30 protein-coding genes are annotated in these 23,093 nt (G+C 36.8%); 21 read left to right on the plus strand and 9 right to left on the minus strand.

All coding sequences use genetic code 11. The features are described 5' to 3' along the window. Positions 1-19 precede the first annotated feature (19 nt). From SAY88_RS08875 to SAY88_RS08910, 8 genes are all read left to right on the plus strand, one after another. On the plus strand, positions 20-1,870 hold the full coding sequence (locus SAY88_RS08875) for an LTA synthase family protein (protein ID WP_332631115.1): 1,851 nt from the start codon (positions 20-22) through the stop codon (positions 1,868-1,870). 95 nt (positions 1,871-1,965) lie between these two features. Continuing rightward, entirely contained in the window at positions 1,966-2,235 is a 270-nt protein-coding gene (locus SAY88_RS08880) for a hypothetical protein (RefSeq protein ID WP_332631117.1), read from the plus strand. Positions 2,236-2,316: 81 nt separating this feature from the next. Beyond that, positions 2,317-3,033, plus strand: a complete 717-nt coding sequence (gene yidC / locus SAY88_RS08885; RefSeq protein WP_431308853.1) for a membrane protein insertase YidC — start codon at positions 2,317-2,319, stop codon at positions 3,031-3,033. Between the two features lie 129 nt (positions 3,034-3,162). Beyond that, positions 3,163-3,591, plus strand: a complete 429-nt coding sequence (locus SAY88_RS08890) for a hypothetical protein (protein WP_332631121.1) — start codon at positions 3,163-3,165, stop codon at positions 3,589-3,591. 283 nt (positions 3,592-3,874) lie between these two features. Continuing rightward, positions 3,875-4,558 (plus strand): response regulator transcription factor, encoded by a 684-nt coding sequence (locus SAY88_RS08895; RefSeq protein WP_332631123.1) that lies wholly within the window; start codon positions 3,875-3,877, stop codon positions 4,556-4,558. Next, the gene (locus tag SAY88_RS08900; protein ID WP_332631126.1) at positions 4,555-5,916 is read left to right on the plus strand and encodes a sensor histidine kinase; all 1,362 of its coding nucleotides are present in this window, start codon (positions 4,555-4,557) and stop codon (positions 5,914-5,916) included. Before SAY88_RS08895 ends, SAY88_RS08900 begins: the two co-directional genes overlap by 4 nt. A gap of 141 nt (positions 5,917-6,057) precedes the next feature. After that, a complete protein-coding gene (yhaM, locus tag SAY88_RS08905; RefSeq protein ID WP_332631128.1) occupies positions 6,058-7,017 on the plus strand; it encodes a 3'-5' exoribonuclease YhaM in 960 nt (319 codons plus the stop codon). 62 nt (positions 7,018-7,079) lie between these two features. After that, on the plus strand, positions 7,080-7,355 hold the full coding sequence (locus SAY88_RS08910; RefSeq protein WP_332631131.1) for a sporulation YhaL family protein: 276 nt from the start codon (positions 7,080-7,082) through the stop codon (positions 7,353-7,355). 116 nt (positions 7,356-7,471) lie between these two features. Here SAY88_RS08910 and SAY88_RS08915 read toward each other — a convergent pair whose 3' ends face one another. Both SAY88_RS08915 and SAY88_RS08920 read right to left on the minus strand, forming a co-directional pair. Further along, positions 7,472-7,570: a YjcZ family sporulation protein gene (locus SAY88_RS08915; RefSeq protein ID WP_332631134.1), complete on the minus strand. Its 99-nt coding sequence runs from the start codon at positions 7,568-7,570 to the stop codon at positions 7,472-7,474. 167 nt (positions 7,571-7,737) lie between these two features. Beyond that, the gene (locus SAY88_RS08920) at positions 7,738-8,652 is read right to left on the minus strand and encodes a foldase protein PrsA (RefSeq protein ID WP_332631136.1); all 915 of its coding nucleotides are present in this window, start codon (positions 8,650-8,652) and stop codon (positions 7,738-7,740) included. Between the two features lie 194 nt (positions 8,653-8,846). On the opposite strand from SAY88_RS08920, the gene SAY88_RS08925 reads away from it, so the two are divergent. Then, entirely contained in the window at positions 8,847-8,930 is an 84-nt protein-coding gene (locus tag SAY88_RS08925) for a YjcZ family sporulation protein (RefSeq protein ID WP_088102685.1), read from the plus strand. A gap of 58 nt (positions 8,931-8,988) precedes the next feature. Beyond that, on the plus strand, positions 8,989-9,075 hold the full coding sequence (locus SAY88_RS08930) for a YjcZ family sporulation protein (RefSeq protein WP_250095987.1): 87 nt from the start codon (positions 8,989-8,991) through the stop codon (positions 9,073-9,075). 58 nt (positions 9,076-9,133) lie between these two features. Here SAY88_RS08930 and SAY88_RS08935 read toward each other — a convergent pair whose 3' ends face one another. Then, positions 9,134-9,313, minus strand: coding sequence for a hypothetical protein (locus SAY88_RS08935; protein WP_250095910.1), 180 nt, complete (start codon positions 9,311-9,313; stop codon positions 9,134-9,136). Positions 9,314-9,477: 164 nt separating this feature from the next. Between SAY88_RS08935 and SAY88_RS08940 the strand changes: the two genes are divergently transcribed. Then, the gene (locus SAY88_RS08940) at positions 9,478-10,068 is read left to right on the plus strand and encodes a YpmS family protein (RefSeq protein WP_332631138.1); all 591 of its coding nucleotides are present in this window, start codon (positions 9,478-9,480) and stop codon (positions 10,066-10,068) included. 46 nt (positions 10,069-10,114) lie between these two features. Here the strand turns inward: SAY88_RS08940 and SAY88_RS08945 are convergent, their stop codons facing one another. The 3 genes from SAY88_RS08945 to SAY88_RS08955 all read right to left on the minus strand — a co-directional run bounded on the left by SAY88_RS08945 (position 10,115) and on the right by SAY88_RS08955 (position 12,353). After that, entirely contained in the window at positions 10,115-10,657 is a 543-nt protein-coding gene (locus tag SAY88_RS08945; protein ID WP_332631141.1) for a DUF3267 domain-containing protein, read from the minus strand. Positions 10,658-11,228: 571 nt separating this feature from the next. Further along, positions 11,229-11,822 carry an HTH-type transcriptional regulator Hpr gene (locus tag SAY88_RS08950; RefSeq protein WP_332631259.1) on the minus strand — a complete coding sequence of 198 codons (594 nt, stop codon included), beginning with the start codon at positions 11,820-11,822 and terminating at the stop codon, positions 11,229-11,231. A 180-nt stretch (positions 11,823-12,002) separates the two neighbouring features. Further along, positions 12,003-12,353, minus strand: coding sequence for a YtxH domain-containing protein (locus SAY88_RS08955; protein ID WP_332631143.1), 351 nt, complete (start codon positions 12,351-12,353; stop codon positions 12,003-12,005). A gap of 76 nt (positions 12,354-12,429) precedes the next feature. On the opposite strand from SAY88_RS08955, the gene SAY88_RS08960 reads away from it, so the two are divergent. Next, positions 12,430-12,618 (plus strand): hypothetical protein, encoded by a 189-nt coding sequence (locus SAY88_RS08960; RefSeq protein ID WP_250095905.1) that lies wholly within the window; start codon positions 12,430-12,432, stop codon positions 12,616-12,618. A gap of 29 nt (positions 12,619-12,647) precedes the next feature. On the opposite strand, the gene serC is transcribed toward SAY88_RS08960, so the two are convergent. Then, complete coding sequence (gene serC, locus SAY88_RS08965; protein ID WP_332631145.1) at positions 12,648-13,730, minus strand: 3-phosphoserine/phosphohydroxythreonine transaminase; 1,083 nt, start codon at positions 13,728-13,730, stop codon at positions 12,648-12,650. 269 nt (positions 13,731-13,999) lie between these two features. Further along, a complete protein-coding gene (locus SAY88_RS08970; RefSeq protein ID WP_332631147.1) occupies positions 14,000-14,434 on the minus strand; it encodes an HIT family protein in 435 nt (144 codons plus the stop codon). A 181-nt stretch (positions 14,435-14,615) separates the two neighbouring features. Here SAY88_RS08970 and SAY88_RS08975 point away from each other — a divergent pair, with 181 nt between their 5' ends. The 3 genes from SAY88_RS08975 (at position 14,616) to SAY88_RS08985 (ending at position 17,365) form a co-directional block, all read left to right on the plus strand. Continuing rightward, entirely contained in the window at positions 14,616-15,356 is a 741-nt protein-coding gene (locus tag SAY88_RS08975) for an ABC transporter ATP-binding protein (protein WP_332631148.1), read from the plus strand. Beyond that, positions 15,353-16,567 carry an ABC transporter permease gene (locus SAY88_RS08980; RefSeq protein ID WP_332631150.1) on the plus strand — a complete coding sequence of 405 codons (1,215 nt, stop codon included), beginning with the start codon at positions 15,353-15,355 and terminating at the stop codon, positions 16,565-16,567. Before SAY88_RS08975 ends, SAY88_RS08980 begins: the two co-directional genes overlap by 4 nt. Before the next feature lie 63 nt (positions 16,568-16,630). After that, positions 16,631-17,365: an EcsC family protein gene (locus tag SAY88_RS08985; protein WP_332631152.1), complete on the plus strand. Its 735-nt coding sequence runs from the start codon at positions 16,631-16,633 to the stop codon at positions 17,363-17,365. Between the two features lie 219 nt (positions 17,366-17,584). Here SAY88_RS08985 and SAY88_RS08990 read toward each other — a convergent pair whose 3' ends face one another. Further along, entirely contained in the window at positions 17,585-18,310 is a 726-nt protein-coding gene (locus SAY88_RS08990; protein ID WP_250095897.1) for a cytochrome c biogenesis CcdA family protein, read from the minus strand. A gap of 289 nt (positions 18,311-18,599) precedes the next feature. Here SAY88_RS08990 and SAY88_RS08995 point away from each other — a divergent pair, with 289 nt between their 5' ends. The 6 genes from SAY88_RS08995 to SAY88_RS09020 all read left to right on the plus strand — a co-directional run bounded on the left by SAY88_RS08995 (position 18,600) and on the right by SAY88_RS09020 (position 23,066). Continuing rightward, positions 18,600-18,986, plus strand: coding sequence for a LiaF transmembrane domain-containing protein (locus SAY88_RS08995; RefSeq protein ID WP_332631154.1), 387 nt, complete (start codon positions 18,600-18,602; stop codon positions 18,984-18,986). 1 nt (position 18,987) lies between these two features. Further along, positions 18,988-19,572, plus strand: coding sequence for a PspA/IM30 family protein (locus SAY88_RS09000; RefSeq protein WP_332631156.1), 585 nt, complete (start codon positions 18,988-18,990; stop codon positions 19,570-19,572). A 138-nt stretch (positions 19,573-19,710) separates the two neighbouring features. Next, complete coding sequence (locus SAY88_RS09005) at positions 19,711-20,574, plus strand: DUF4097 family beta strand repeat-containing protein (protein ID WP_332631158.1); 864 nt, start codon at positions 19,711-19,713, stop codon at positions 20,572-20,574. Positions 20,575-20,591: 17 nt separating this feature from the next. Next, the gene (liaF, locus tag SAY88_RS09010; RefSeq protein WP_332631160.1) at positions 20,592-21,386 is read left to right on the plus strand and encodes a cell wall-active antibiotics response protein LiaF; all 795 of its coding nucleotides are present in this window, start codon (positions 20,592-20,594) and stop codon (positions 21,384-21,386) included. Then, entirely contained in the window at positions 21,383-22,432 is a 1,050-nt protein-coding gene (locus tag SAY88_RS09015) for a sensor histidine kinase (protein WP_332631162.1), read from the plus strand. Before liaF ends, SAY88_RS09015 begins: the two co-directional genes overlap by 4 nt. Position 22,433: 1 nt before the next feature. Next, positions 22,434-23,066 carry a response regulator transcription factor gene (locus SAY88_RS09020; protein ID WP_332631164.1) on the plus strand — a complete coding sequence of 211 codons (633 nt, stop codon included), beginning with the start codon at positions 22,434-22,436 and terminating at the stop codon, positions 23,064-23,066. Positions 23,067-23,093 lie beyond the last annotated feature (27 nt).

Genomic DNA, 23,093 nt, shown 5'->3' on the forward strand with positions numbered 1-23,093 from the left:
GTGAGAGGAGTAATCGAAATTGGCTGCTAAGGTAAAAGCCGTATTCATTAGACTTAGATTTTTCTTGATAGCTGTCTTTTTTTTATGTTTAAAAACGTATGTACTTTATAAATTGGGCTTTCAAATTCAAACTGATAATCTCCTACAAGAAGTACTCTTATTAATGAATCCAATAAGTTCAGCAGTACTCTTAATTGGTATCAGTTTTCTTTTTAGCGGGAGAACGAGAAATCTATTGGTTGTAATATTAAGTTTCGTAGGTACATGTATTTTATATTTTAACCTTTTATATTTTCGTTTTTTTAATGACTTTCTTACATGGCCTGTATTGTTTCAAACTAGTAATGTACAGGATGTACAAGGAAGTATTTCAGAATTAGTTAGGTGGGGAGATTTAATCCTACTTATAGATATACTAGTGCTTCTTTTTATTTTGATTAAAAAAGAGGTTCCGTTACAATTAAGGGGTAAGAGAGAGCCTGTCCTCTTGCTAGGTGTAACAGCACTTTTATTTACCCTGAATATTAGTGTTGCTCAACTGGAAAGACCTCAATTACTAACAAGGGCGTTTGACAGAGAGATGTTAGTGAAGAACATTGGAATTATGAATTATCATTTATATGATATTTATGTTCAATCCCATTCTAAGGCACAGCGAGTATTTGCAGAGAGTACAGATATTGATGAAGTGGTTCGTTACAGAAATGAGAACTACAAGGAACCGAACACTGAAATGTTTGGAATTGCAGAAGGAAAGAATGTCATTGTCTTATCTTTGGAATCTCTTCAAAGTTTTGTTGTTAATGAAACGATTGACGGTGAAGAAATTACTCCATTTCTTAATCAATTGATTGAGGAAAGCTACTACTTTGATCAGTTTTATCATCAAACGGCACAAGGGAAAACGTCGGATTCAGAATTCTTAGTTGCGAATTCTTTATTTGGTAGGGAGAGTGGATCTGTATTTTTTACTCATGCAGGAAATGAGTATAATAGTTTGCCAGAAATTGTTAGTGGAGAGGGCTATTACACTACTGTCATGCATGCAAATAACAAAAGCTTTTGGAATAGAGATATGATGTATTTACAATTTGGTTATGACAAGTTCTATGATATTACTTCTTATATCGTAAACGAAGAAAACTCAGTTGGTTGGGGGTTAAAGGATTTAGACTTCTTTGAGCAATCGATTGACTTATTAAAAACTCAACCAAAGCCTTATTATACAAAGCTGATCACGTTAACGAATCATTTCCCATTTGAATTAGGAGAAGATGATAAACTGATAAATGAATTCAATTCAAACAGTGGGACATTAAATCGTTATTTTCCTACAGTAAGGTATATGGATTACGCAGTCGAACATTTCTTTGAGAGAGTGAAAGAAGAAGGCATCTACGAAGATTCTATTTTTATTTTATATGGAGATCACTATGGCATCTCAGAGTACCATCATAAAGCAATGAGTTTGTTTTTGGGGAAGGAAAAACTCACTCCATTTGATCACGTACAATTACAAAGGGTTCCAATGCTTATTCATATCCCGGGACATGAGCCTCAAGTCAGTCATACGGTATCAGGCCAAATTGATATCAAACCTACAATTATGCATTTACTTGGTATTGATTCTATTGCAGATGTTCAATTTGGATCCGATTTATTTTCTGAAGAGCGCCAATCCTTTACTGTACTACGCGACAGAAGTTTTATTACAGACGAGGTCGTCTATACGAAAGGACTGTGCTACGATAAAAGTAGTGAACTAGAAACTCAGATAGAAAACTGTGAACCATACTTTGAAAAAGTTAAATTAGATTTAGATTTCTCAGATAAAGTGATTTATGGAGACCTTTTAAGATTTTATCAATAATATAATATAAGTTATATGTAAGGATTGGTTTTAACTGTCTTTTGTTTAGCAAATAATTTTGTGATAAGATGAACGTAATAGAGGAGGTGGATAAGTTGATAGAAATTGTATCAGATATGACCATGGTATGGGTAACAATAATTATGACAGTCTTAGTAGTAGCTGCTTTTACTAAAGCTAATGTTTTGATGATTGAATGGGAGCTACGAACGAGTTGGAAAAGACAGTATATTCATATGGATGATCAAGCAGGTGTAAATTCAAGTCTTATCCAACCATCTTCAAAACAGTATCGGCCCAAAATTCCTTCGTTTATTGATCATAAAAATCAAGATGATGAAGACCCTATCCTTGTTGTTTTCTAAATGTAAAAACGAAAACAACAAGGAGGAACTTTTGTGAAAAAAATAGCCATTTTGTTATTATTCTTGGGGATCTTAGTGACAATGACAGCTTGTGGAAGTGTAGAGCATGTTCCGATAACAGCGGAGACTGAAGGTGTATGGAACCATTTTTTCGTATATCCAATGTCATGGCTACTTATCTATGTTGCTGAATTATTTAATGGAAGCTATGGTTTGGCAATTGTATTAGTGACGATTGTAGTCAGGTTGGCATTGCTCCCGTTAGTATTGAAACAACAAAAAAGTACTAGAGCTTTACAAACTCTACGTCCCGAGATGGAAAAATTACAAAATAAGTATAAAGAGGCTACGAAGAAAGACCCAAAAAAACAGCAAGAGATGCAGAAAGAATTATTCTCTCTTTACCAGCAACATGGTGTTAATCCGATGGCTGGTTGTCTTCCTTTATTTGTTCAACTTCCAGTCATGATGGCATTTTATTTTGCGATTATGAGAACAGAACAAATCGCCCTTCATACGTTTTTATGGTTTGATTTAGGGAACCCTGATCCTTTGTATTTGTTACCTCTAATTGCAGGTGCGACGACATTCATGCAAGTGAGAATGACTGCGGCACAGTTAAATGATCAGATGAAGATCATGATGTATATTATGCCAGTTATGATTATTGTAGCAGGTATGACACTGCCATCAGCGCTTTCATTGTATTGGGTGGTAGGGAATATTTTCATGATTGTTCAAACATATTTTACTGTAACTCGTTTTGAACAACAAACCGCTCAAGTAAGTAAAACGTAAATAGTTTATTAAAAGCATAGCGATCGCCGCTATGCTTTTTCATATGAAAAGAGCAAAGAGGTAGAGCCCATCAGCATTCACCCAAACTTTCTTTTCTGAATAGGCTATAACTGAAAAGGAGGAGATGAAATGAGTCACCACCAAAATATGAAAATGCAGTGTCAAAACTACTTACATCAGCCAGTTCAATTACAAGTTGGCGGTCAACATGGATATTCTGGGATTATTGAGCATGTAGATGATCACAACGTCTATGTTTTGGTTCCTGTTGATGAAACAGGACAGTATATGGATTTGGCACAATTGATGCAAGGGACAGATGTTCAATCCATGTATCCGTCTGGTCAGGAGTATGATCATGCGTATGCCCAACATTCACAAGATCCACTGGCTAGACAGGAAAGAAATGAAAGGTATTATCCAGAAGGTTTCTATTCTCCCTACCCATACTATTATCCATATTACCCCTACCCTTATGGGCCATACACGCGTCCTCTAGGGTGGAATCGTTTAATCTTACCACTTGCTGCTCTAACAGCTATTGCAACACTAGTGTAATCACTAATTTGTATTGTGTTATATTTTGATATTTAAGCAATCAACGTCATTAGAGGCTTGGTTGCTTTTTGTCGTATTCAATTTATTTTCGTCAGTTTTACCCGGGAAATAGCGAAATGAGGAAATGTTTCCCGAAAAGTCTCTAAACTTGCTTGATTATGAGAAAAAGTGTAATTATGTTTGATAGTAGCGGTTCCTATACCTGAAACTCGTTTCATCGATTAAAATAAGATACAATATAAGATAGATTGTATTTAGAGTGTTTTATAAGGAGGAAACAGATATGGGTGAATATCTTGTCTATTTAGTTGAAGATGAAGAGAATTTGTCTGAGGTGTTAAAAGCCTATTTAGAGAAAGAAGGTTGGAATGTTAAAGTCTTTAATGATGGTGATGCAGCTCGCGATGCTATTATGGACAAACCTCATTTATGGATTCTTGATATAATGTTACCAGGAACAGATGGTTATCAATTATTGAAGGCCGTTAAAGAGGAAACGGATACGCCAGTTATTTTTATTTCGGCAAGGGATCAAGATTTGGATCGAGTATTAGGGCTTGAAATGGGAAGTGATGATTATTTAGCGAAACCTTTCTTACCACAAGAATTAATTATACGAGCAAAGAAATTACTAAATAGAGTGTACGGAGTATCAACACAAGAACAAAAGAAAATTGAATTGAATCAATATACCATTGATCCGATTGGACGAACAGTTGTTGACGAAGAGGCAGAAGGAGAGCAATTGGTTGATCTGACCACAAAAGAAATGGATTTAATTTTGCTTCTTACAGGGGAAGTAGGAAAGGCTTTTTCAAGAGAGAAAATAATCGAACATGTTTGGGGCGAGAATTATTTCGGATCTGAGCGTGCAGTTGATGATGTAGTAAGACGAGTGCGTAAAAAAATGCCTAGGGTTCATCTCGAAACGTTGTATGGTTACGGTTATAGGATCTTGTCTTCATGATTAAAGTTAATTTAACGCAGCGAATCTGGCTCGCGTTTATATCGATCATTGTTATCGTCGTTCTATCCATTATAATTATTTACCCGATCTCCATTAAAGGAACGATGACTGAAGAAACGTACCGAATCATTGAACATGAACAAATCAGAAGTGCTTACCCATTACTTGATTTAATTAACCCTAGGAATGAACATGAGTTTACCGATCGAGACCCAGGAAGGGTAGGACATTTTCTAATATATGATACATTAGGACGAGCGACAGAGGGAGCTCCTCCACCAAAAGAAGTACTTCAGGAAATGGCCCAAAATGCCTATAAACAAGAAGCTAATCGTGGTCGCTATGAAATTCAATATGGTGGTGCAACCGTTTTCTATGTTATTACTAAAGCACAAATTGATGAACGTCCGGCCTTCCATATCTCCTATATGTGGGATACGTATCGTGATCAAATGGTCAACCGACTATGGGAGAGGCTACTTTATATACTCCTTTTGACAAGTTGTTTAAGTTTAATTCCTGCTATTTGGTTAAAGCATTATTTACGCCAGCCACTCATTATTTTGGGCAATCATTTAGAACTTATAGCAAATCGTGATTGGCAAGAACCATTGAAGTGGAAAGGTGATGAAGATTTCCAAAGGTTGTCAGATCAATTTGAAAGAATGCGCCAAAACTTAAATTTATACGATCGTGCACAGAAAACGTTTATTCAACATGCTTCACATGAACTGAAAACACCAATAATGGTTATTAAAAGTTATGCTCATTCCGTTAAGGACGGCATTTTGCCTAAAAATAACATGGAACAAACAATGGATGTAATTATTGAGGAAGCGAATAGGATGGAACGTCGCGTCATTGATATGTTATATTACACTAAATTAGATTCATTAAAGGAAGAAAGTCCTAAGCATGAAGAGATTATATTTGGACAAATAGCTTTTCAAATAGAAGAAAGGTTCCGTGTGCAAAGGGAAGACGTCAAAATATTAGTCGAAGGTGCTGAAACACGTTTCTCAGGTGATGTTGAACAACTTGAAGTTCTATTAGAAAACTTAGTTGAAAATGCGCTAAGGTATGCGAAAGATACCATATGGATGAAAGCTTCCTTAAAAGAAGAGCAGGTACTTATTACGGTAGAGAATAACGGTGATTCAATTCCGACTCAAGATTTACCGCAACTTTTTAATCCATTTTACAAAGGGAATAAAGGGAAATTTGGACTTGGTCTTGCGATTGTAAAGAGAATTACTGAATTACATGGTGGTTCGCCTAAAGTCGAAAATACAGAATCAGGGGTCAGATTTTCTATTTCTTTTCCAAGTTATCCAATGAAAAAGAAGCAGAAGAAATAGAGCTATCCTATAGTAATGATTAGGGGTTATCCGAAGAGGTCGAAAAATAGATCATTTTGGATAACCCCTATTCTTTATAAAAGGCAATCAAAATATGCTATACTAATAGAATATCGAATATTGTAGCTGAGGTGAATGAAGATGAGTAAGGGAATACGATTTCAAAAAGTTGGAGATCGAGTAGAAACGTATTACTTAATAAAATCAGCAGTAAAAGGGGTAGCGAGCAATGGGAAACCTTTTTTAACTTTGATTTTAAGTGATCACACAGGGGATATTGAAGCAAAGTTATGGGGATGTTCGCCTGATGATGAAGCCGCTTTTTGTAGTCAAGTGATCGTTCACCTCCATGGAGAAGTGTCAGAATATCGTGGAAGATTGCAAATGAAGATAAATAGTATCCGTCCAACGACAGCGATGGATCAAGTAAACATCGCTGATTTCGTTAGATCTGCTCCTTTGGCACCTGCAGATATGCTTGAAGAAATAACACAATGTATCTTTGAAATGAAGAATCCTAATATACAACGTATTACTCGTCATTTATTAAAGAAACATCAGCAAGCTTTTTTAGAAGTGCCGGCGGCTACAAAAAATCATCATGAATTTGTATCCGGACTAGCGTACCACGTTGTATCAATGCTAAAAGTAGCAAAAAGCCTCTCTGAGTTATATCCGACTCTTGATACAGACCTCTTATATGCAGGGGTTATTTTACATGATCTTGGGAAGGTTAGAGAGCTTTCTGGTCCAGTCGATACATCCTATACATTAGAAGGAAAGTTAATTGGCCATATTTCCATTATGGTTAGTGAAATTGCTGAAGCTGCAAAAGAGTTGGCTATAGAAGGGGAAGAAGTGCTAATTCTTCAGCATCTAATTTTATCACATCACGGAAAAGGTGAATGGGGAAGTCCAAAAGTACCGGTCATTCGAGAAGCAGAAGTCCTACACATGATTGATAATATTGATGCAAAGATGAATATGATGGATCGTGCCCTAGAGCGTGTTCAACCAGGTGAATTTTCAGAGCGTGTCATGGCTTTGGATAACAGAAGCTTCTACAAACCTACCTTTCATGAACCTCCTTTAGATTTTTAGTTCTAACCACGAATGCTTGTACATAAGCTATAGTAAATGGTACAAAGCATGGAGGGGTAATTATGAAAAATAAACCGAGTAAACGATATGCATTCATTCTACTAGCTATCCTTGCAGTTGGGTTTATCCTTACCCAAACAGCAATTGGGGCGTTTCTCTTATCAAGTCCTTGGTGGGTTTATTTTGTAGTAGCTGGGATAATCTTAAGTGGGTATCTTGCAGTGAAATATTCAATTGAAGACAAACGTACCGAACAAGAATGGATTGAAAACGAAGGAAATATTTATATGAAGCGCCTTGAAGAAGAACGGGAGCGTCGTAAAATAAGTAAAGGATAATTATAGAAATAGACAGAGAGCTTGCTAGACAGCTTCTCTGTCTATTTTTTATTGGATAGTGGGTCTAACGTGGGTCTCCGAAGAGTCCTGAAAGAAGACCACATACGCGGTTTTTCTTAGCAAACGTATGCTGCACCTACAATAATAAGTAGAATGAACAACACTACAAGCAATGTGAAGCCAGTGTGATAAGATGGTTTTACAGTTCCTGACATGGTGAAACATCCTTTCTATTGGTTAATTAGGGTTCCCTAGTTTTAGCCTATGCATAGGCTATTGTTTTGCTCTAGGCATAGGCGGAATTTATAGAAAAAAAGGAAGTCCCGAAAGGCTTTTGACCTTTTGAAACTCCCTCATTGACCTTTTAGACATCTTTACCCATTTATTCAGCGGCTTCATTGCCAAATAAGTTAGAAAAACGTGGATCTTTAATATCGATATTGGCATTTTCAATTAGTTCAGCCATTACTTCATCTTGTGACTTAGACTGTTGTTGAATTAAGATTTGCTCAATTTCTTCAATGAAATCCTCGAACTCGTCTCTTTGGTCTGTCACTTTAATAATGTGGAAACCATAGTCAGATTCAACAGGCTCACTAACTTCATCAATTTCTAATGAAAAGGCCGCATCTTCAAATGGTTCCACCATTTGGCCTCGTCCAAAGAAATCTAAGTCGCCTCCGCGGGCGCCTGAACCTGGATCTGTAGAGTATTCTCTAGCAAGATCAGCAAAGTCTTCTCCTGCTTCAATTCGTTCAATTAATTCATTAGCAGTTTCTTCATCTTCAACTAAAATGTGGCTGGCACGTACTTGTTCAGCAAATTGCTCTTCATTTTCTTCATAAAATGCTCTAATGTCTTCCTCAGTTACGTCAATGCCTTCTGTAGCTAGTTTTTGCAATACTAATGGCGGAAGAAGGTATTCATTTACAAAGTCATCTAGAGACTCTACATCTAGGTTAAATTGGTTTTGAAGAGCATCTACAATTCCTTCATCATCTTCAATATCATAAGCAGTACGAAACTCGTTTCGTAACATATCTAATTCCTCTTCAATTTCTTCCTCAGGAATTTCAACCGTTTCGATAGCTTGATCAAGGACATGATTTCTAATCATTTCCTGCAAGATCGCGTCTCCATGTCTTGTTTTTAACTCATCCACAAATTGTGCTTCAGTAATTTCTGTTCCATCAACAATAGCAACTGGTGTATTATCTGCAGCTGTATCCTCGTTATTACAAGCAGCTAAAGTGATAATACAGGCTACCCCGATAGCGGTCAACATTCGTTTTTTCATTGTTCTCTCACTCCTTGGGCATCATGCTCGGTCAAGCTTGTCTATTTTACAGACCTTACTATACCATACATTTGAGAGTTAGAGAAATGTTTTCGAACAGCTTCCTAAGGAATTTGCCTAACTAGGGCAAGAGCCTAGTACGGAAATTGGTTTTTAGCATAGGATATCGTAACAAAGCATGAGGAGGTGTTATTATGTCTCACGCATACCACGGAGGATTTGCGTTGATCGTTGTGTTGTTCATCTTATTAGTTATTGTAGGTGCAGCTTGGTTATAATACCAAAAACGACATCTCTTACGGACGATATGTAAGTTAAAAATAAGGAGGGATAATTATGTCTCACACTTATCATAGCGGTTTCGCGTTGCTTGTTGTATTGTTTATTTTACTAGTGATTATTGGTGCATCTTGGATGTACTAGTAAGAACTAACATGTAGTAAGAAGAAGAGTGAGGGATTTGAATTGTCCCTCACTCTTCTTATGTGAATAATATTTTTACATATGTGGAAGTCAGTAAAATAGTCATAAGGATGTTAATAGTCCGAAATAACTTAGGTTGTTTTTCGGATGGGATCTCACGCTTCAAACATAATGCGTCAGTCATAGAATTAATAACAAATAAAATAAACAATGCAAAAAATATAATAAAGAAGAGCATGTACGTGCCTCCTGACGAGCAATGATATATAAACTTTATCAAAAATCGGCTAAAAAAGATAGAAGAATGCTAAATTAATTTAAAAAGGAGTTTAAAAGTATGAAGGTTTGTTATATTTTAGATAGGACGTGGAACAAAAAGACAGGAAAGGTGTGGATAAACGAATGAAAAAAAGTGAACAAGTATGGAAAATTGCCTTTCTATCATTACTCGGTTTTGTCCTAGTCACGATAATTGTTGCCTTTGTGCTCCTCCAGCGTTACTTCCCTGAAGTTGAGGAACAACACTTTGTCCCGCAGCAGCCAACGGGAGAAGAAGCTACATTTCATATTCAAACAGACAAAGCCAGATTAAATTCATTAATTGCATCTAAAATTGCTGAACACCCAGGTGATATTCGATATATTGTTGAATTAATGGATGATAGTGTTCAATTTCGATCAGCTTTTTGGATGCTCGGTCAGGAAGTACCAGTGACTATAAATTTTTACCCAAGAGTTACCCCAAATGGCGACCTATTACTAGAGGTGAGGACTTTCTCGATAGGTATTCTTAATTTACCGGTAGATCAGGTTATGCAAATATTAACTAACTGGCTTGAGTTAGCAGATTGGATTGTTACATATCCAAGCGATAAGCTAGTTGAAGTAAAAATAACGGAACTGCAAATAGATGAAAATGAATCAATTATGTTTCGTTTTCTCACCTTCGATTTAACTCAAGATAAAATTGAGCTTGAAATGATTTTTAAATAGAAAAAGGATGGCTAGTAGGGAAATCACCTATCAGTCATCCTTTTTGTTATACAGCTTGCTTAATTAAAATATGGAACCCTTCATCGTGGTTTTTTACATAACTATCTTTCGGTGCCTTAAATAAGTAAGAAGCATACAGAATGTCGTAAAAAGCTAACCCGAAGTGAATAGAGCTTATAATTGAAATATAGGCAATATACATCGGAAACATAGCTGAGGCAACTGCACCTATTGCAGTTATGGTAAGAACCGGTGTTAATAAAGCCGTTAAATATAGGTTACGCGCTAATGGTTTCGACAGCTGTACTGAAAGAACTGGAATGGGTGTTAGCCAGTTCGTCTTTAACATTGCTTTCTTTCCACAAAGCCAAATAGGCAGAAGATGTAAGATTTTATGAACAATTAATATTGCTATAATACTCATAACAAAAAATGGCAGGCTAACATTAGGCGACTGTGTAGTCGGTAAAAGGCTGCTAACAACTAAATAAGAAAATAAAAAAGTAAAAAGCATCGTGCATCCAGAATACATCATTAGGCGCAACGTACCGTATTCACGGCTTATACGTATTGTTTTCCAGCAGTTCATTGAAGTGCTGCACCTCCTCAATTCACTGACTAATTTACTCTCATTTTTATTAGAAAGCAATAGAATCGACAAAAATAAAATGATTTCGACAATAAAGATTTTAACACATTACTAAATTAGAAGATAAAGAACTAAATTCTGATACAACTTTATTATTCTTCAAAAAAAAGGCTGGTTTCGTAAACTTTGTTGTTTTTATGGGGGACGCGTCTCCACATGTTTGTTTCATTGCGCTCCAGCCAATCGCTTTCCACGGGGAGGTCTCGACCCTCCTTCTTCATGAGGGCACTGAAAAAGTCCTTTTTAGCGGATTCTAGGAAGCAGCAATGGCTCCACACGTTGCGCGCCTGCTATGAGAAACCCACTCATAGCAGGCTTTAAGACAAAGCAACGGTTCCGCTCATTGCTTAAAGGCCACTGAAAAAGGTCAAAACCGTACCTTTTTCAGTGGCCTACTTCTTCATCTCGCAGGAGTCGAGTGACTTCCGCTCCATTTCACTACGAGAAAACACATTTCTTCACAGCAACAATCTTTACGAAAACAGCAAAAAAAAGAGAGTCTAGTTTAATACTAGGCTCCTTCACTTGAAAAGTTTGTTTTATTGTCTGTTTCTAATTTAGTAAGACGACCATTAACTTCTTTGAAGTCTTCATCGAACTTCGATAACGATTGTTCAAAAGTGTCAATAAAGTCAGGTCCGTATATATGTCTCAAAATACTTGTTATTTCAGATAATTCAGGGAATTTTCCATACAAGTCTCTAATTGGCAATGCCCCTTCGAACACACCGTACGTATTTGGCTGGTATGATTCAAGTGTTTGAAGGAATAAATCATGTCCTGCATTTGTTAAACATACATAAGTATTTCGTTTGTCATTTTCCTTTTTTGAAAAATGTAAGAGACCTCTTTCTTCTAATTTCTTTGAGAAGTTAAAGGCAGTTGATACATGCATAACTCCAAACTTCGCAATATCCGAGATAGAGGCACCATCTAAATGATAAGCAATCCATAGAATATGATGCTCATTGATATTAAGATCAAATGGCTTGATCCATGTTTGCCAATCCTTTTCTACGGACTTCCATAGTGCTTTACTTAATTGAGCTACCTTATGACTAAATATGACTGATTGTTTTAAGGAGCTAGGTATTTGTTGATCCATCATTCTCCCCCTACGTATGACGTTAGTAAATTCTGTTTTGTTCTTAAAAGAATTATTTTCCGATATTTTTTCTTCTTTACATTATGACAAGAATTGAAATAAAAAGAAAGTGAAAAAATTTGTTAATTATAAACTTTTAGAAAATTATTATAAAACCATTGCTTCGATTTGTAGAACAATCTAGTCGATTGCTTTTCTAGATTGTTCTACATTTTTTTGAAGAGCCTCAATATCTTTTTTTAGTTGATTTAACGCAGGTTCTACATCTTCTTTCCAATTATTGATAGAGCCTTTAACTTCTTCACCAACGGTTTCAAACGTTTCTTTGCCGACTTTTGCAGTCGTCTTAAGTTGAATAGAGGCAGTTTGACTATCTTTAGCTAGTTGCTCAAACCCTTTTTGGACTTTTATAGCACTTTCTTTACAACTCGTACGCAAGTCTTTTCCTGTTGTAGGTGTTGTTAAAAGTGTTATTGCACCGACTATAGTTGAACCTACGAACAAACCTGAAAGAAACGATTTAGTATTCATGATTCGTACCACCTTTCTTAACTTGTTCTAAAACCCCTCCTATAAGCATATATATCAAGGATAAGGAGGGGGGAAGATGGAAGCACTCATTTTATTAATGATATCAGTTTGTTTACTTTCATTGTACGGGCTTGTTTATGTTTCATTGCGATTAGTGGGCAATGTGAAAAGCTGTGAAAAAGCCCAATTCAGAAATTCTCTTCTTGTTATGTTGGTATTATTGCTCATTAGTGGTGTTTCTGCAACTTTTCTCATCATGTCTTAACAAGTGGTTAGGGGGTAATCCTAACCACGTTAATTACTTGCTCGATAAGAATCCATATACTCTCGAAGTGCTACACACGCTTCGAGTGGAACGGCATTGTACGTAGAAGCACGGCAACCGCCTACGGAGCGGTGACCATTTAGTCCGACAAATCCGAGTTCTTTTGCTTTGGAAAGAAACTTTTGGTTATCGTCCTCGGTAGGAAGGTTAAATGTAATATTCATTAATGAGCGGGCATCTTTTTCAGCATGCCCTCTATAAAAACCGTTACTTTCATCGATCGCATCATATATTAATTTAGCCTTTTCCTCATTACGCTTTTGGATTGCATTTACCCCACCTTGCTCTTTCACCCATGTTAATACCTGATTTAACATGTAAATAGCAAATGTTGGAGGTGTGTGATAGAGCGAGTTACTATCGGCATGAGTTTTGTAACGTAAGACGGTAGGAACTTGGTCAACGTTTACCTCAAGTAGATCCTCTTTAATAATGGCAACTGTTACACCTGATGGACCTAAGTTCTTTTGTGCACCTGCATAAATAAGCCCAAATTTCTCTACATCAATAGGGCGTGAAAGAATATCACTAGACATATCCGCAATAAGGGGAGCATGGTCTATTGTAGGGAAATCCTGCCACTGTGTTCCAAAAATTGTGTTATTAGATGTTAAATGAACATAAGCATCATTTTTGTTAAATTGAAACTCATTTGATGTAGGAATTGATTGATAGTTATTTTCTTTAGTTGATGCTGCAATAGCTGTCTTACCAATAAGTTTAGCTTCTTTTAATGCTTTCTCAGACCATGAACCCGTTAAAATGTAATTTCCGATTGTTCCTTCTTTTAAAAACTGAAGAGGAATCATTGAAAACTGTAAGCTAGCACCGCCTTGTAGAAAAAGAACCTTGTATTGATCGGGAATGTTATAAAGTTCCTTTAGCAGATCAATTGCATTTTGATGAACGGCTTCGTAATCTTTGCTACGATGGCTAAGTTCCATAACCGACATCCCGGTTCCGTTAAAATTAGTTAACTCAGCTTGTGCTCTTTGTAATACTTCTTTCGGTAACGCAGATGGTCCAGCATTAAAGTTATAAACTGCTGTCATGTTCTCTCCACTCCTTTATCTCTTCACCACGTTAATAACATAGATTGTCATTATCGTACCATAACTAAGCAGATAATGAACTGTTTTTTTAGTGTTTTCTGAAAGTTCCTTTAAAAAATGATTTAGATAAGGCTAATCAGAATTTCCGATTAGCCTTATCTGAATCAGCTTCTTCGTATATTCACTAATAGTACAAAGAAGTTGATTTTTCAAGGCCACTGAAAAAGGTACAGTTTTGACCTTTTTCAAATGGCCTCGATTTTTCTTTTTTATTTCTTCATAAAAACAGTTATTTCTTTTGCTATTTGTTGTAAATCTTCAGGTTTGTATTCGGCGCTATGATCTTTCCAAACGGCACCAAATCCGTCACCTTTACCATAACGTGGAATCAGATGGACATGGAAATGATAGACGGTTTGTCCAGCAAGTTCACCGTTATTGTTAACAATGTTTAAGCCTTCAGCTTGATACGTTTGTTTGATTGCTTTAGCGATTTTTGGAACAACCGCAAAAATACGCTTCGAGCTCTCTTCAGTTAAATCAAAAAGATCTTGGTGATGAGCTTTGGGGATAACTAAAGTATGCCCTTTTGTTACTTGACTAATGTCTATAAAAGCTAGTACATGTTCGTCTTCATAAACTTTGGCTGCAGGGATCTCCCCCTGCACAATTTTACAAAAGATACAATTAGAATCAGTCGCCATCGAATCACCCTTCCCATAATTTGTCTAATCCAACTATACATGAGTGCTTGACTGACTTGCAAGTCGCCATTCAACTCATTAATTTTGAAAAAAGTGTGTCGAAGAAAGCAAGCCTTTGTCATTAGACTAGAGAACTATTCTGGACTTTTGGTAAGATAAGGGGGTGAAGGAGTTGTTAAATATGTCAGTTTTAAAAATAGAGGGAATAACGGGTGGATACCATCCGAAAAAGCCTGTATTGCATGATGTTAATTTCCATGTTAATAATTCTGAGATTGTCGGGTTGATTGGGCTAAATGGCGCAGGGAAGAGTACAACGATTAAACATATACTGGGGTTACTTCAACCTGAAAAAGGACAAGTAACGATAGAAGGGAGAACGTTTCAAGATGACGTTAATGAATATCGGCGTTCATATGCCTATATTCCAGAAACACCAATTTTATATGATGAGTTAACGTTGTGGGAGCACTTAGAGCTGACAGCATTGGCATATGGACTTAAGAAAGACATTTTTGAACAGAGAGCAGAGAAGTTGCTTGCTGAGTTCCGGATGGGAAAAATGAAGAAGTGGTACCCAAGTCATTTTTCAAAAGGAATGCGTCAAAAAGTTATGATTATGAGTGCATTTTTAATTGAACCTCCCGTTTATATTGTTGATGAGCCAATTGTTGGATTAGATCCAATTGGTATTCAATCCTTTTTAACATTTTTAAGCGATATGAAAAATAGAGGTGCCGCTGTCTTAATGTCCACACATATCTTAGCGACAGCAGAACGTTACTGTGACCGTTTTGTGATATTACATCAAGGGAAGGTTGTGTTGGAAGGGACACTGGATGAGATGCGTCATCAATTACAACTTCCTCAAGCGACATTGGATGATATATATATTGAAATGACAAAGGAAGAACTCGTATGAATGATGGAATGACGTTGTGGAGAGAGCGAGTTAACGCCTATTGGAATATGGCAATACGATATTTGCGTTTAATTGGGAACAGTGGGTTTTTATTCACAGTCTATGTTCTCATCATAATAGGGAGCTACTACTATAGTGTGTTTTTAGATTGGCTACCAGAATCTTTTCCAGCAGTATGGGTGTTTGTTGCGGTGTTTGCCCATTTGTTAACAAGAAGTGGTGTGCGAACATTTGTAAAGCACGCGGATGTGGTTTTTCTCTTGCCGTATGAATCGAAACTAGGAGCCTATTTTCAATCATCTAAATGGTACAGCATTGGATTGCAAAGTGGAGTCATACTTCTTGTATTAGTTGTTCTTTCTCCTTTATTTTCGGAGTACTTAGCTGCTGACGTTGGAAGCTTGTTTCTCGTGTTAGTACTCTTGATTGTGGCGAAAGGTTGGAATGTGTTTGCAAGTTTTGAAGAGCAACGTTTTCAAAGCGAGTCAGATAGACGTTCTCACTTTTTATTACGTGGGGGAATAAACATTGCTTTCACCTATTTGCTTTTTTCAGGTGCTAATTTAATATATATTCTTGCCGTTTACGTAATCATGGCAGCTCTGTATTACGTTTATTATCAAAAATTGGCTAAGCAATTATCGATCAAGTGGGATCATTTAATTGAAGTAGAACAAGGAATGTTGTTGTTCTTTTATCGCATTGCTAATGCTTTTACAGATGTTCCACAACTAAGAAATAAAGTGAGACCAAGGAATTATTTGAAGGGGATTTTGCCTGTAATTACAGATTCTAAGAAATCAGTTTATCATTATTTATTTGCGAAATCCTTTATTCGGGCGAACGATTATCTTGGTATCTATGTAAGGCTTGTTATTATATCAGCTGTTATCCTTCTTGCTCTTCCTACTGGGTGGCTTCAACTAGTCGTTCTTCTCTTATTTATGCATATGGTGACAAATCAATTGTCTACAATTTGGTATCATTACGATACGAATATGTGGGTTGATTTGTATCCTGTAAGAAATGATGAAAAGAAGGATGCCCTAACTCAGCTATCCTTTAGGTTGCTATTAATTATGACAGCCGTTCAACTAGGTGTATTACTAGCTTCTTCCTCTCTCTTGATTGCCGGAGCTACCCTTATTCTTGGTGGACTATATAGCTATGTTGGAAGTCATAAACTGATTCATAAAAAAAGGAAAAATTAGTCATCATCATACTAATACGTGCATTAATAGGACTAAGGAGTAACGTCAAAAGGAGAGGCTGTTATGTATGAAAAGGAGATTGCAGAAGAATTGCAAAGGTGGAAGCGGAAGCTGTTAAAACGACCTTCGATGGTAGGGCGTTATACAAAAGGATTGCAATCAAAGATGAACAATCTTATTCCAGAAAAAGTACATTCCGTCGTAACGGCAAGTATAAAGAATATGGTCTACGCTACGTTAGTTGGTTCTGAATATACTACAAAAAAACAACCTGAGGTGGCATTAAGCCTAGAGCAAAGAGAAGAGAAAGTATTTCAAATAATTAAAACGTATAAGCGTACCGCTGCTCTAGAAGGAGCTGGAACAGGTGCAGGAGGCATTTTACTTGGAATGGCTGATTTTCCTTTGCTTCTAAGTATAAAAATGAAGTTCCTTTTTGATGTTGCCTCTGCATATGGTTATGATGTCAGGGACTATCGAGAGCGATTGTTTGTTTTGTATCTTTTTCAGTTAACTTATGCAAGGGAAGAAAAGCGATCTGATTTAATCAAGCAGTTGGAAGAATGGGAATTAAAAATAGAGCATCTTCCTGAAAAAGAAGAATATTTAGCTACGTTTGATTGGAAGGCATTTCAACTAGATTATCGTGATTATATTGATTTACCCAAAATGCTTCAACTTATCCCAGGGTTCGGAGCAGTAGTAGGTGCAGCGGCTAATTACCGTTTTCTGGATCTATTAGGGGAAACCGCTATGAATGGCTATCGAATAAGGTGGTTGTCATCGCTACCGGAATAAAAAAACGAGGTTGACTAATTTAGTCAACCTCGTTTTTTTATATTGCTGTTTTCGTAACGATTAATGCTGTGAAGAAAGGTTATTCTCGTAGTGAAATGGAGCGGAAGTACTTTACACCTCCCCGTGGAAAGCGAGTGGCTGGATCGCAATGGAACAAACATGAGGAGAACACGTACTCCAAAAACAACAATATATGCGAAAACAGCCTTTTATATTGTGTTAAATCGTAAATGGCAGTGATTGAGAGATACGATTTAGGTAAGCAGAGATAACAGCAAATTGTCCTGTGAATAATAAGATACCTAAGATTACCATAATTCCACCGCTTACTTTTTGAATGGTAGGAAGCCACTTATTTAATGCCCGGACTTTATTCAGGGAACGCGACCAAAGCAGGGCTACTAAAAGAAATGGAATTCCTAAGCCAATCGAATAAATAAATAACATAAAGACTCCTGCCCACATCGTGTCGGCTTGGCTTGCCATAAAAAGGATCGAAGAAAGAACGAGACCGATACAAGGGGACCAGCCAGTCCCAAATAAAAAACCAAGCAAAACTGAATTGGCGAAACTCGCTGTTTTTTTCGGTTTAACTGCTAGCTTTTTTTCGCTTAGCAGCATTCGGATGGAGATAACTCCCATCATTTGTAAACCAAAAACCGCAATAATAATTCCTCCGATTTGTTCGAAAAGCTGTCTATTACCTAAAAAAGCTTGACCAATAAACGTCGAAGACAAACCGAGGAGGAGAAAGATGATCGTGAATCCAAAAATGAAGCCAAGACTTCGTGAGATAATTAATTTTCTATCAGCGTTTATTTGATTATCCGAGATATTGGTTCCTGTTAATTGAGCTAAGTAAGCTGGTACTAACGGAAAAACGCAAGGAGACAAAAACGAAACAATACCCGCTAAAAAGGCAAGCCAAATAGAAACTTCCGTCATGCTAAAACACATCCTTAAAGTAAAGTAAATCTAGAACTCGTATTCGTGCTACTTCCTAATCTAATCTATTCTATTCTATTCTAGTCCATTCTCGATATATGAATCAATTTTTAAACTTGCCTATTTATTATAGCTGATTCTTTACAATGATAATGTTCATTTTCTAAACGTTCACAAAGTAGTAATGAAAGATCAGTCTTAAGGCGGAGACAAAACCATTCTACAGATTGGCTTCAAAAGAATTTATTTCACCTACAATAAAAGTAGTTAAGAAAAGGAGGAAAATAAAATGAAACATTCAGGTAAATTTATCGGTGGAATACTCCTTATTTTCATAGGGATCAATATTCTTCTTGGCATGATTGGAGTCAATATTGGAGGAATTATTGGGCTTCTCATTGGTGGAGCGCTTCTCTACTTTGGGTATACAAAGTGGCAAGATAAAGGACAATGGTCGTTCTCAAGTATTATTCTAGTTACATTTGGTGCGTTAATGCTCCTTGGGGGGCTTGGAGGAATTGTTAGTTTATTGATCGGTGCATTCTTAGTTTATGGTGGCTACAAGCTTATGAAAACAAATAATGACAGTAAGGTTGATTTCAAAGAGAAAACAAAAAGCTCGTTTGACACGATCGATGAAGAGTTCGCAAAGCTAATGAAAGAAGGGGGAAATTAATATGATTGGAACAAGAATTAATCAATTAATTAAAGCGTATATAAATGAAGGATTAGAACGTATTGAGGAACCTGCTATTATGGTAAAGCAATACATTCGAGATGTGAGGGAACAGGTCGAACAAGCGGAACAACAATTAGAGAAGGCATTAGTAAGGAAAAAAACATTGGAGAACGACCTAACGTTAGCACGCGAGCTGTTTGAGAAGCGAGAAGAGCAGGCGCGCGTTGCTTTACAAGCCGATAACGAAGATTTGGCACGAAAAATATTGTTAAACAAAAAAGAAGTGTGGAAGCAAATGAATCAGTTTGAAGAAATGTTAGCACAGCAAGAGAAATCTATCTATGAAAAAAACGCTAAGCTCGAACAACTTCAAACAAAGTACAGTCAATTACAAGAAAAACATATGGAATTAATTGTACGCGTTCAAGCTGTCAAAGCGAGTGGGAAAATGAAAATAAATGAAAAGGAAAAAGGGAAGGCATACAATTGGAATGATCCAAATGTACTTGACCCTGAATGGGAAAAAGAAAGTGAGATTGAAATAGAAATAAATAAATTAAAGGAACAAATGCAAGGCAATTAATAGTCAACAGTTGTGAGGGAGTAGTGTTAGTTGATGCTACGGGTAGCTCACTACTCCTTCATATATAAAAATTTCCTAGGCGAACAACGAAAAGTCTTATATAGTTATAATGTGTAAATGATTGCGAGGAGGGAGAACATGAAGGTGATGTTCGGGATCATTTTGATAGTTATAGGTGCATTTCTTTTAGTAACAACTATTTCCTCACCGTTTACAAACTCAAAAACAAAATACAATGAAGGATCATTAACGACTGACATAAGTTCAGTGAAAAGTCTTGACCTATCAAGCACTTCTGTAGATTGGGTCATAGAAGGCCATGACGGTGAAATGCTTTCGGTTGAATTAGTTAATCAAAATAAACAAATAGAATTACATTCAAACGAACAAAAAGAAACGTTACAGATTGTGGTGAAAGAACCGAGATTCAGGTTCTTTTCGTTTAATTTTTTGGGGAAGACGAAGGCTATTGTTCGCATCCCCAATAGTTATAGTCAGAATCTAAACGTAAATAGTATTTCAGGGGAAATTGTGTTTCATGATGAATTAAGTGTGAACAATACATTTTCAAAGACTGTTTCCGGAAATGTATTAGGATCAACACTTTCAAGTGAATCTGTTGAAGTGAAAACAACTTCAGGGAATATTAAATTTAAAGAAGTAACAGCTACCGATGTTAGGTTAGAAAGTGTTTCTGGCGATCTTATTGTTCAAACTTTATCAGGGGACATTGAAGGAAAAACAGTCTCTGGTAATATTGAGATAGAGTATAGAGATGAAAATGACAAGGTCTGGCTAAAAACGGTTTCTGGAGATGTTGAGCTATTTATTCCAATAGGCAATGCAGAAGTAAATGTAAGCACTGTTTCAGGTGACGTACATCTTGATTTACAACAACAACAATCTATAAAATCTAGGTCCTATACAGGAATACTAGGTGATGGTTTACATCCACTGAGGATTTCAACAACTTCTGGAGATATTCGCATCCGTGAGCGCTAAATGAAAGGAGATGGAGCATGAAGAAGCAAACATTATTTGGACTTATCTTTGTTATCATTGGTTTCAATATTTTAATTAATACGATGAATCTATCAATAGGAAACTTCGTTGCTCCACTCATTTTCTTCGTAATGGGTCTGTTTTTTTATAAAAGAAACCATAATTTTATTAGCCTCATTTTCTTTTTTATTAGTGCAAGTATTATTTTCGATCAAGTTTTAGGGATGAATTTCATGGGGCTGCTTATCGCGATTGCAGTACTTTATTTTGGCATACGTTTAGTTCGCTCACCAAAAAAAAACAGGCGTGAAAGAGAAGCGAAATACGATAAAGCAGAGAGGAAGATTCGAAAAGCAGAGAAAAAGCTAGATAAAATAAATGAAAAAACTAGTAGAGAAGACGATGAACGAAAGGCTGCAAAAGACAATCGAGTGGTGTTCACTCCTACAATGCGAAAAAGCTTAATCGGAGAAATTCATTATTTGGGTGAAGCTTTTGAACTAAATGATTTAACCATCTGGAATGGGATTGGCGAAGTCCGTATTGATTTATCAAAAGCAATCATACCTGAAGGTGAAACCGTCATTGTTGTCCAAACATTAATTGGAGAAATCGACTTTTATGTACCAGAAGATTTAGCGGTTGCCATCCAAGCCACTTCAACGATTGGTGAAGTTTCCCTCTTTCATGAAAGTCACAGTGGAATCAATCAACAGCTTAGCATCGCAACAAAAGATTACAAACAAGCACAAAGAAGAGTCAAACTCATCCTTTCTACTTTTGTTGGCGAAGTGAAGGTGAGAGCAGTATGAAAAAACGGCTAGCTAGTATTCGTTGGCAATTTATAAGACATAGTCTCCTTGTTACTTTTATTTTGTCATTTCTTTTGCTTTTTCTAATGACATATGATGAACCACGTGGCTTACTTATCGTATTTGATCGTAAACTAGTAGCGATTCCGCTCTTTTTTTGGGTGTTTGCTCTAATCGTGATTACGGGAGTTATTGCTGGTTATATTCAAGCCGATCCAATAAGGAGACGGGTTGACCAATTAGTTCATGGAGCACTGAGATTTGAACGTGGGACATTTACGCACAGGGTTGAAGTCGAGGGGGAAGACGAATTAGCAGAGCTTGGTAAGCGACTAAATGGAATGGCTCAAAACTTTGAAGAACAAGTGGCGTCCTTGCAGCGACTTTCTAGCGAACGTGCTGCGATGCAAGAAACGGTCAAAAAGGCAGCTGTATCAGAAGAACGACAGCGTTTAGCTAGAGATTTGCATGATGCGGTTAGTCAACAGCTATTTGCTATCTCCATGATGACCGCTGCTATTAAACAAACGATGGTAAAGACGTCAGATCCAAGTGTTGAACAAGTAAAGATGGTTGAAAAGATGGCTAATACGGCTCAAGCAGAAATGCGCGCATTGCTACTTCACCTTAGACCTGCCCATTTAGAAGGGAAGAGTTTAAAGGATGGTATACATCAATTATTTAATGAATTGCAAGAAAAGTATGGAATGGATGTCACCGTTACGATTGAAGAGAATATGATGATTCCTAAAGGAATAGAAGATCAAATTTTTCGAATGGTTCAAGAAGCAATTTCGAATGTTTTGCGGCATGCAAAAGCAACACAATTAGAGCTTCAGCTTAGACAAACGAATCAAGATCTAAAAATAAAACTAATCGATAATGGTGTTGGTTTTGACGTGAAAAGTGTTCAGAAAAATTCTTATGGTTTACATACGATGCGAGAGCGAATGACTGAAATTGGCGGAACGCTCCAAATCGTTTCTGTTCCTAATAAAGGAACACAAATTGAAGTGAATATTCCAATTGCATGGAAGGGTGAGTAAAATGATTCATGTCTTGTTAGTCGATGACCATGAAATGGTACGAATGGGATTGTCAGCGTATTTATCGACACTACCAGATATAAAGGTTGTTGGGCAAGCGAGTAATGGACTTGATGGAGTCAATACAGCAATACAATTACAACCTGATGTCGTGTTGATGGACTTAGTAATGGAACAGATGGACGGGATTGCTGCAACAGCAGAGATTGTTAAGGAATTGCCAAATTGTAAGGTGATTGTTCTTACGAGTTTTATCGATGATGAGAAAGTGTACCCAGTAATTGAAGCTGGGGCATTTAGTTACCTGCTCAAAACATCATCAGCAATTGAAATCGCTGATGCGATCCGAGGAGCCGTAGAAGGTAAGTCAGTCGTGGAAGCGAAAGTTACGAATAAAATGATGGACCGGATGAGAGGAAAGAAAGAGAAACCATTACACGATGCACTTACCCCACGAGAAAGAGAAGTACTTGAGCTAGTGGGAGAGGGGAAAAGCAATCAAGAAATAGCTGATACGCTCTTCATTGGTATTAAAACGGTTAAAACGCATGTGAGTCATATTCTGCAAAAGCTTGAATTAGAGGACCGTACACAAATGGCAGTTTATGCACATCGTTCTGGATTAGTAAAGTAGTAGAGAACATGCAGGGAAAATATAGAT

The sequence above is a fragment of the Halalkalibacter flavus genome, from assembly GCF_036663575.1.
Taxonomy (GTDB): domain Bacteria; phylum Bacillota; class Bacilli; order Bacillales; family Bacillaceae_D; genus Halalkalibacter; species Halalkalibacter flavus.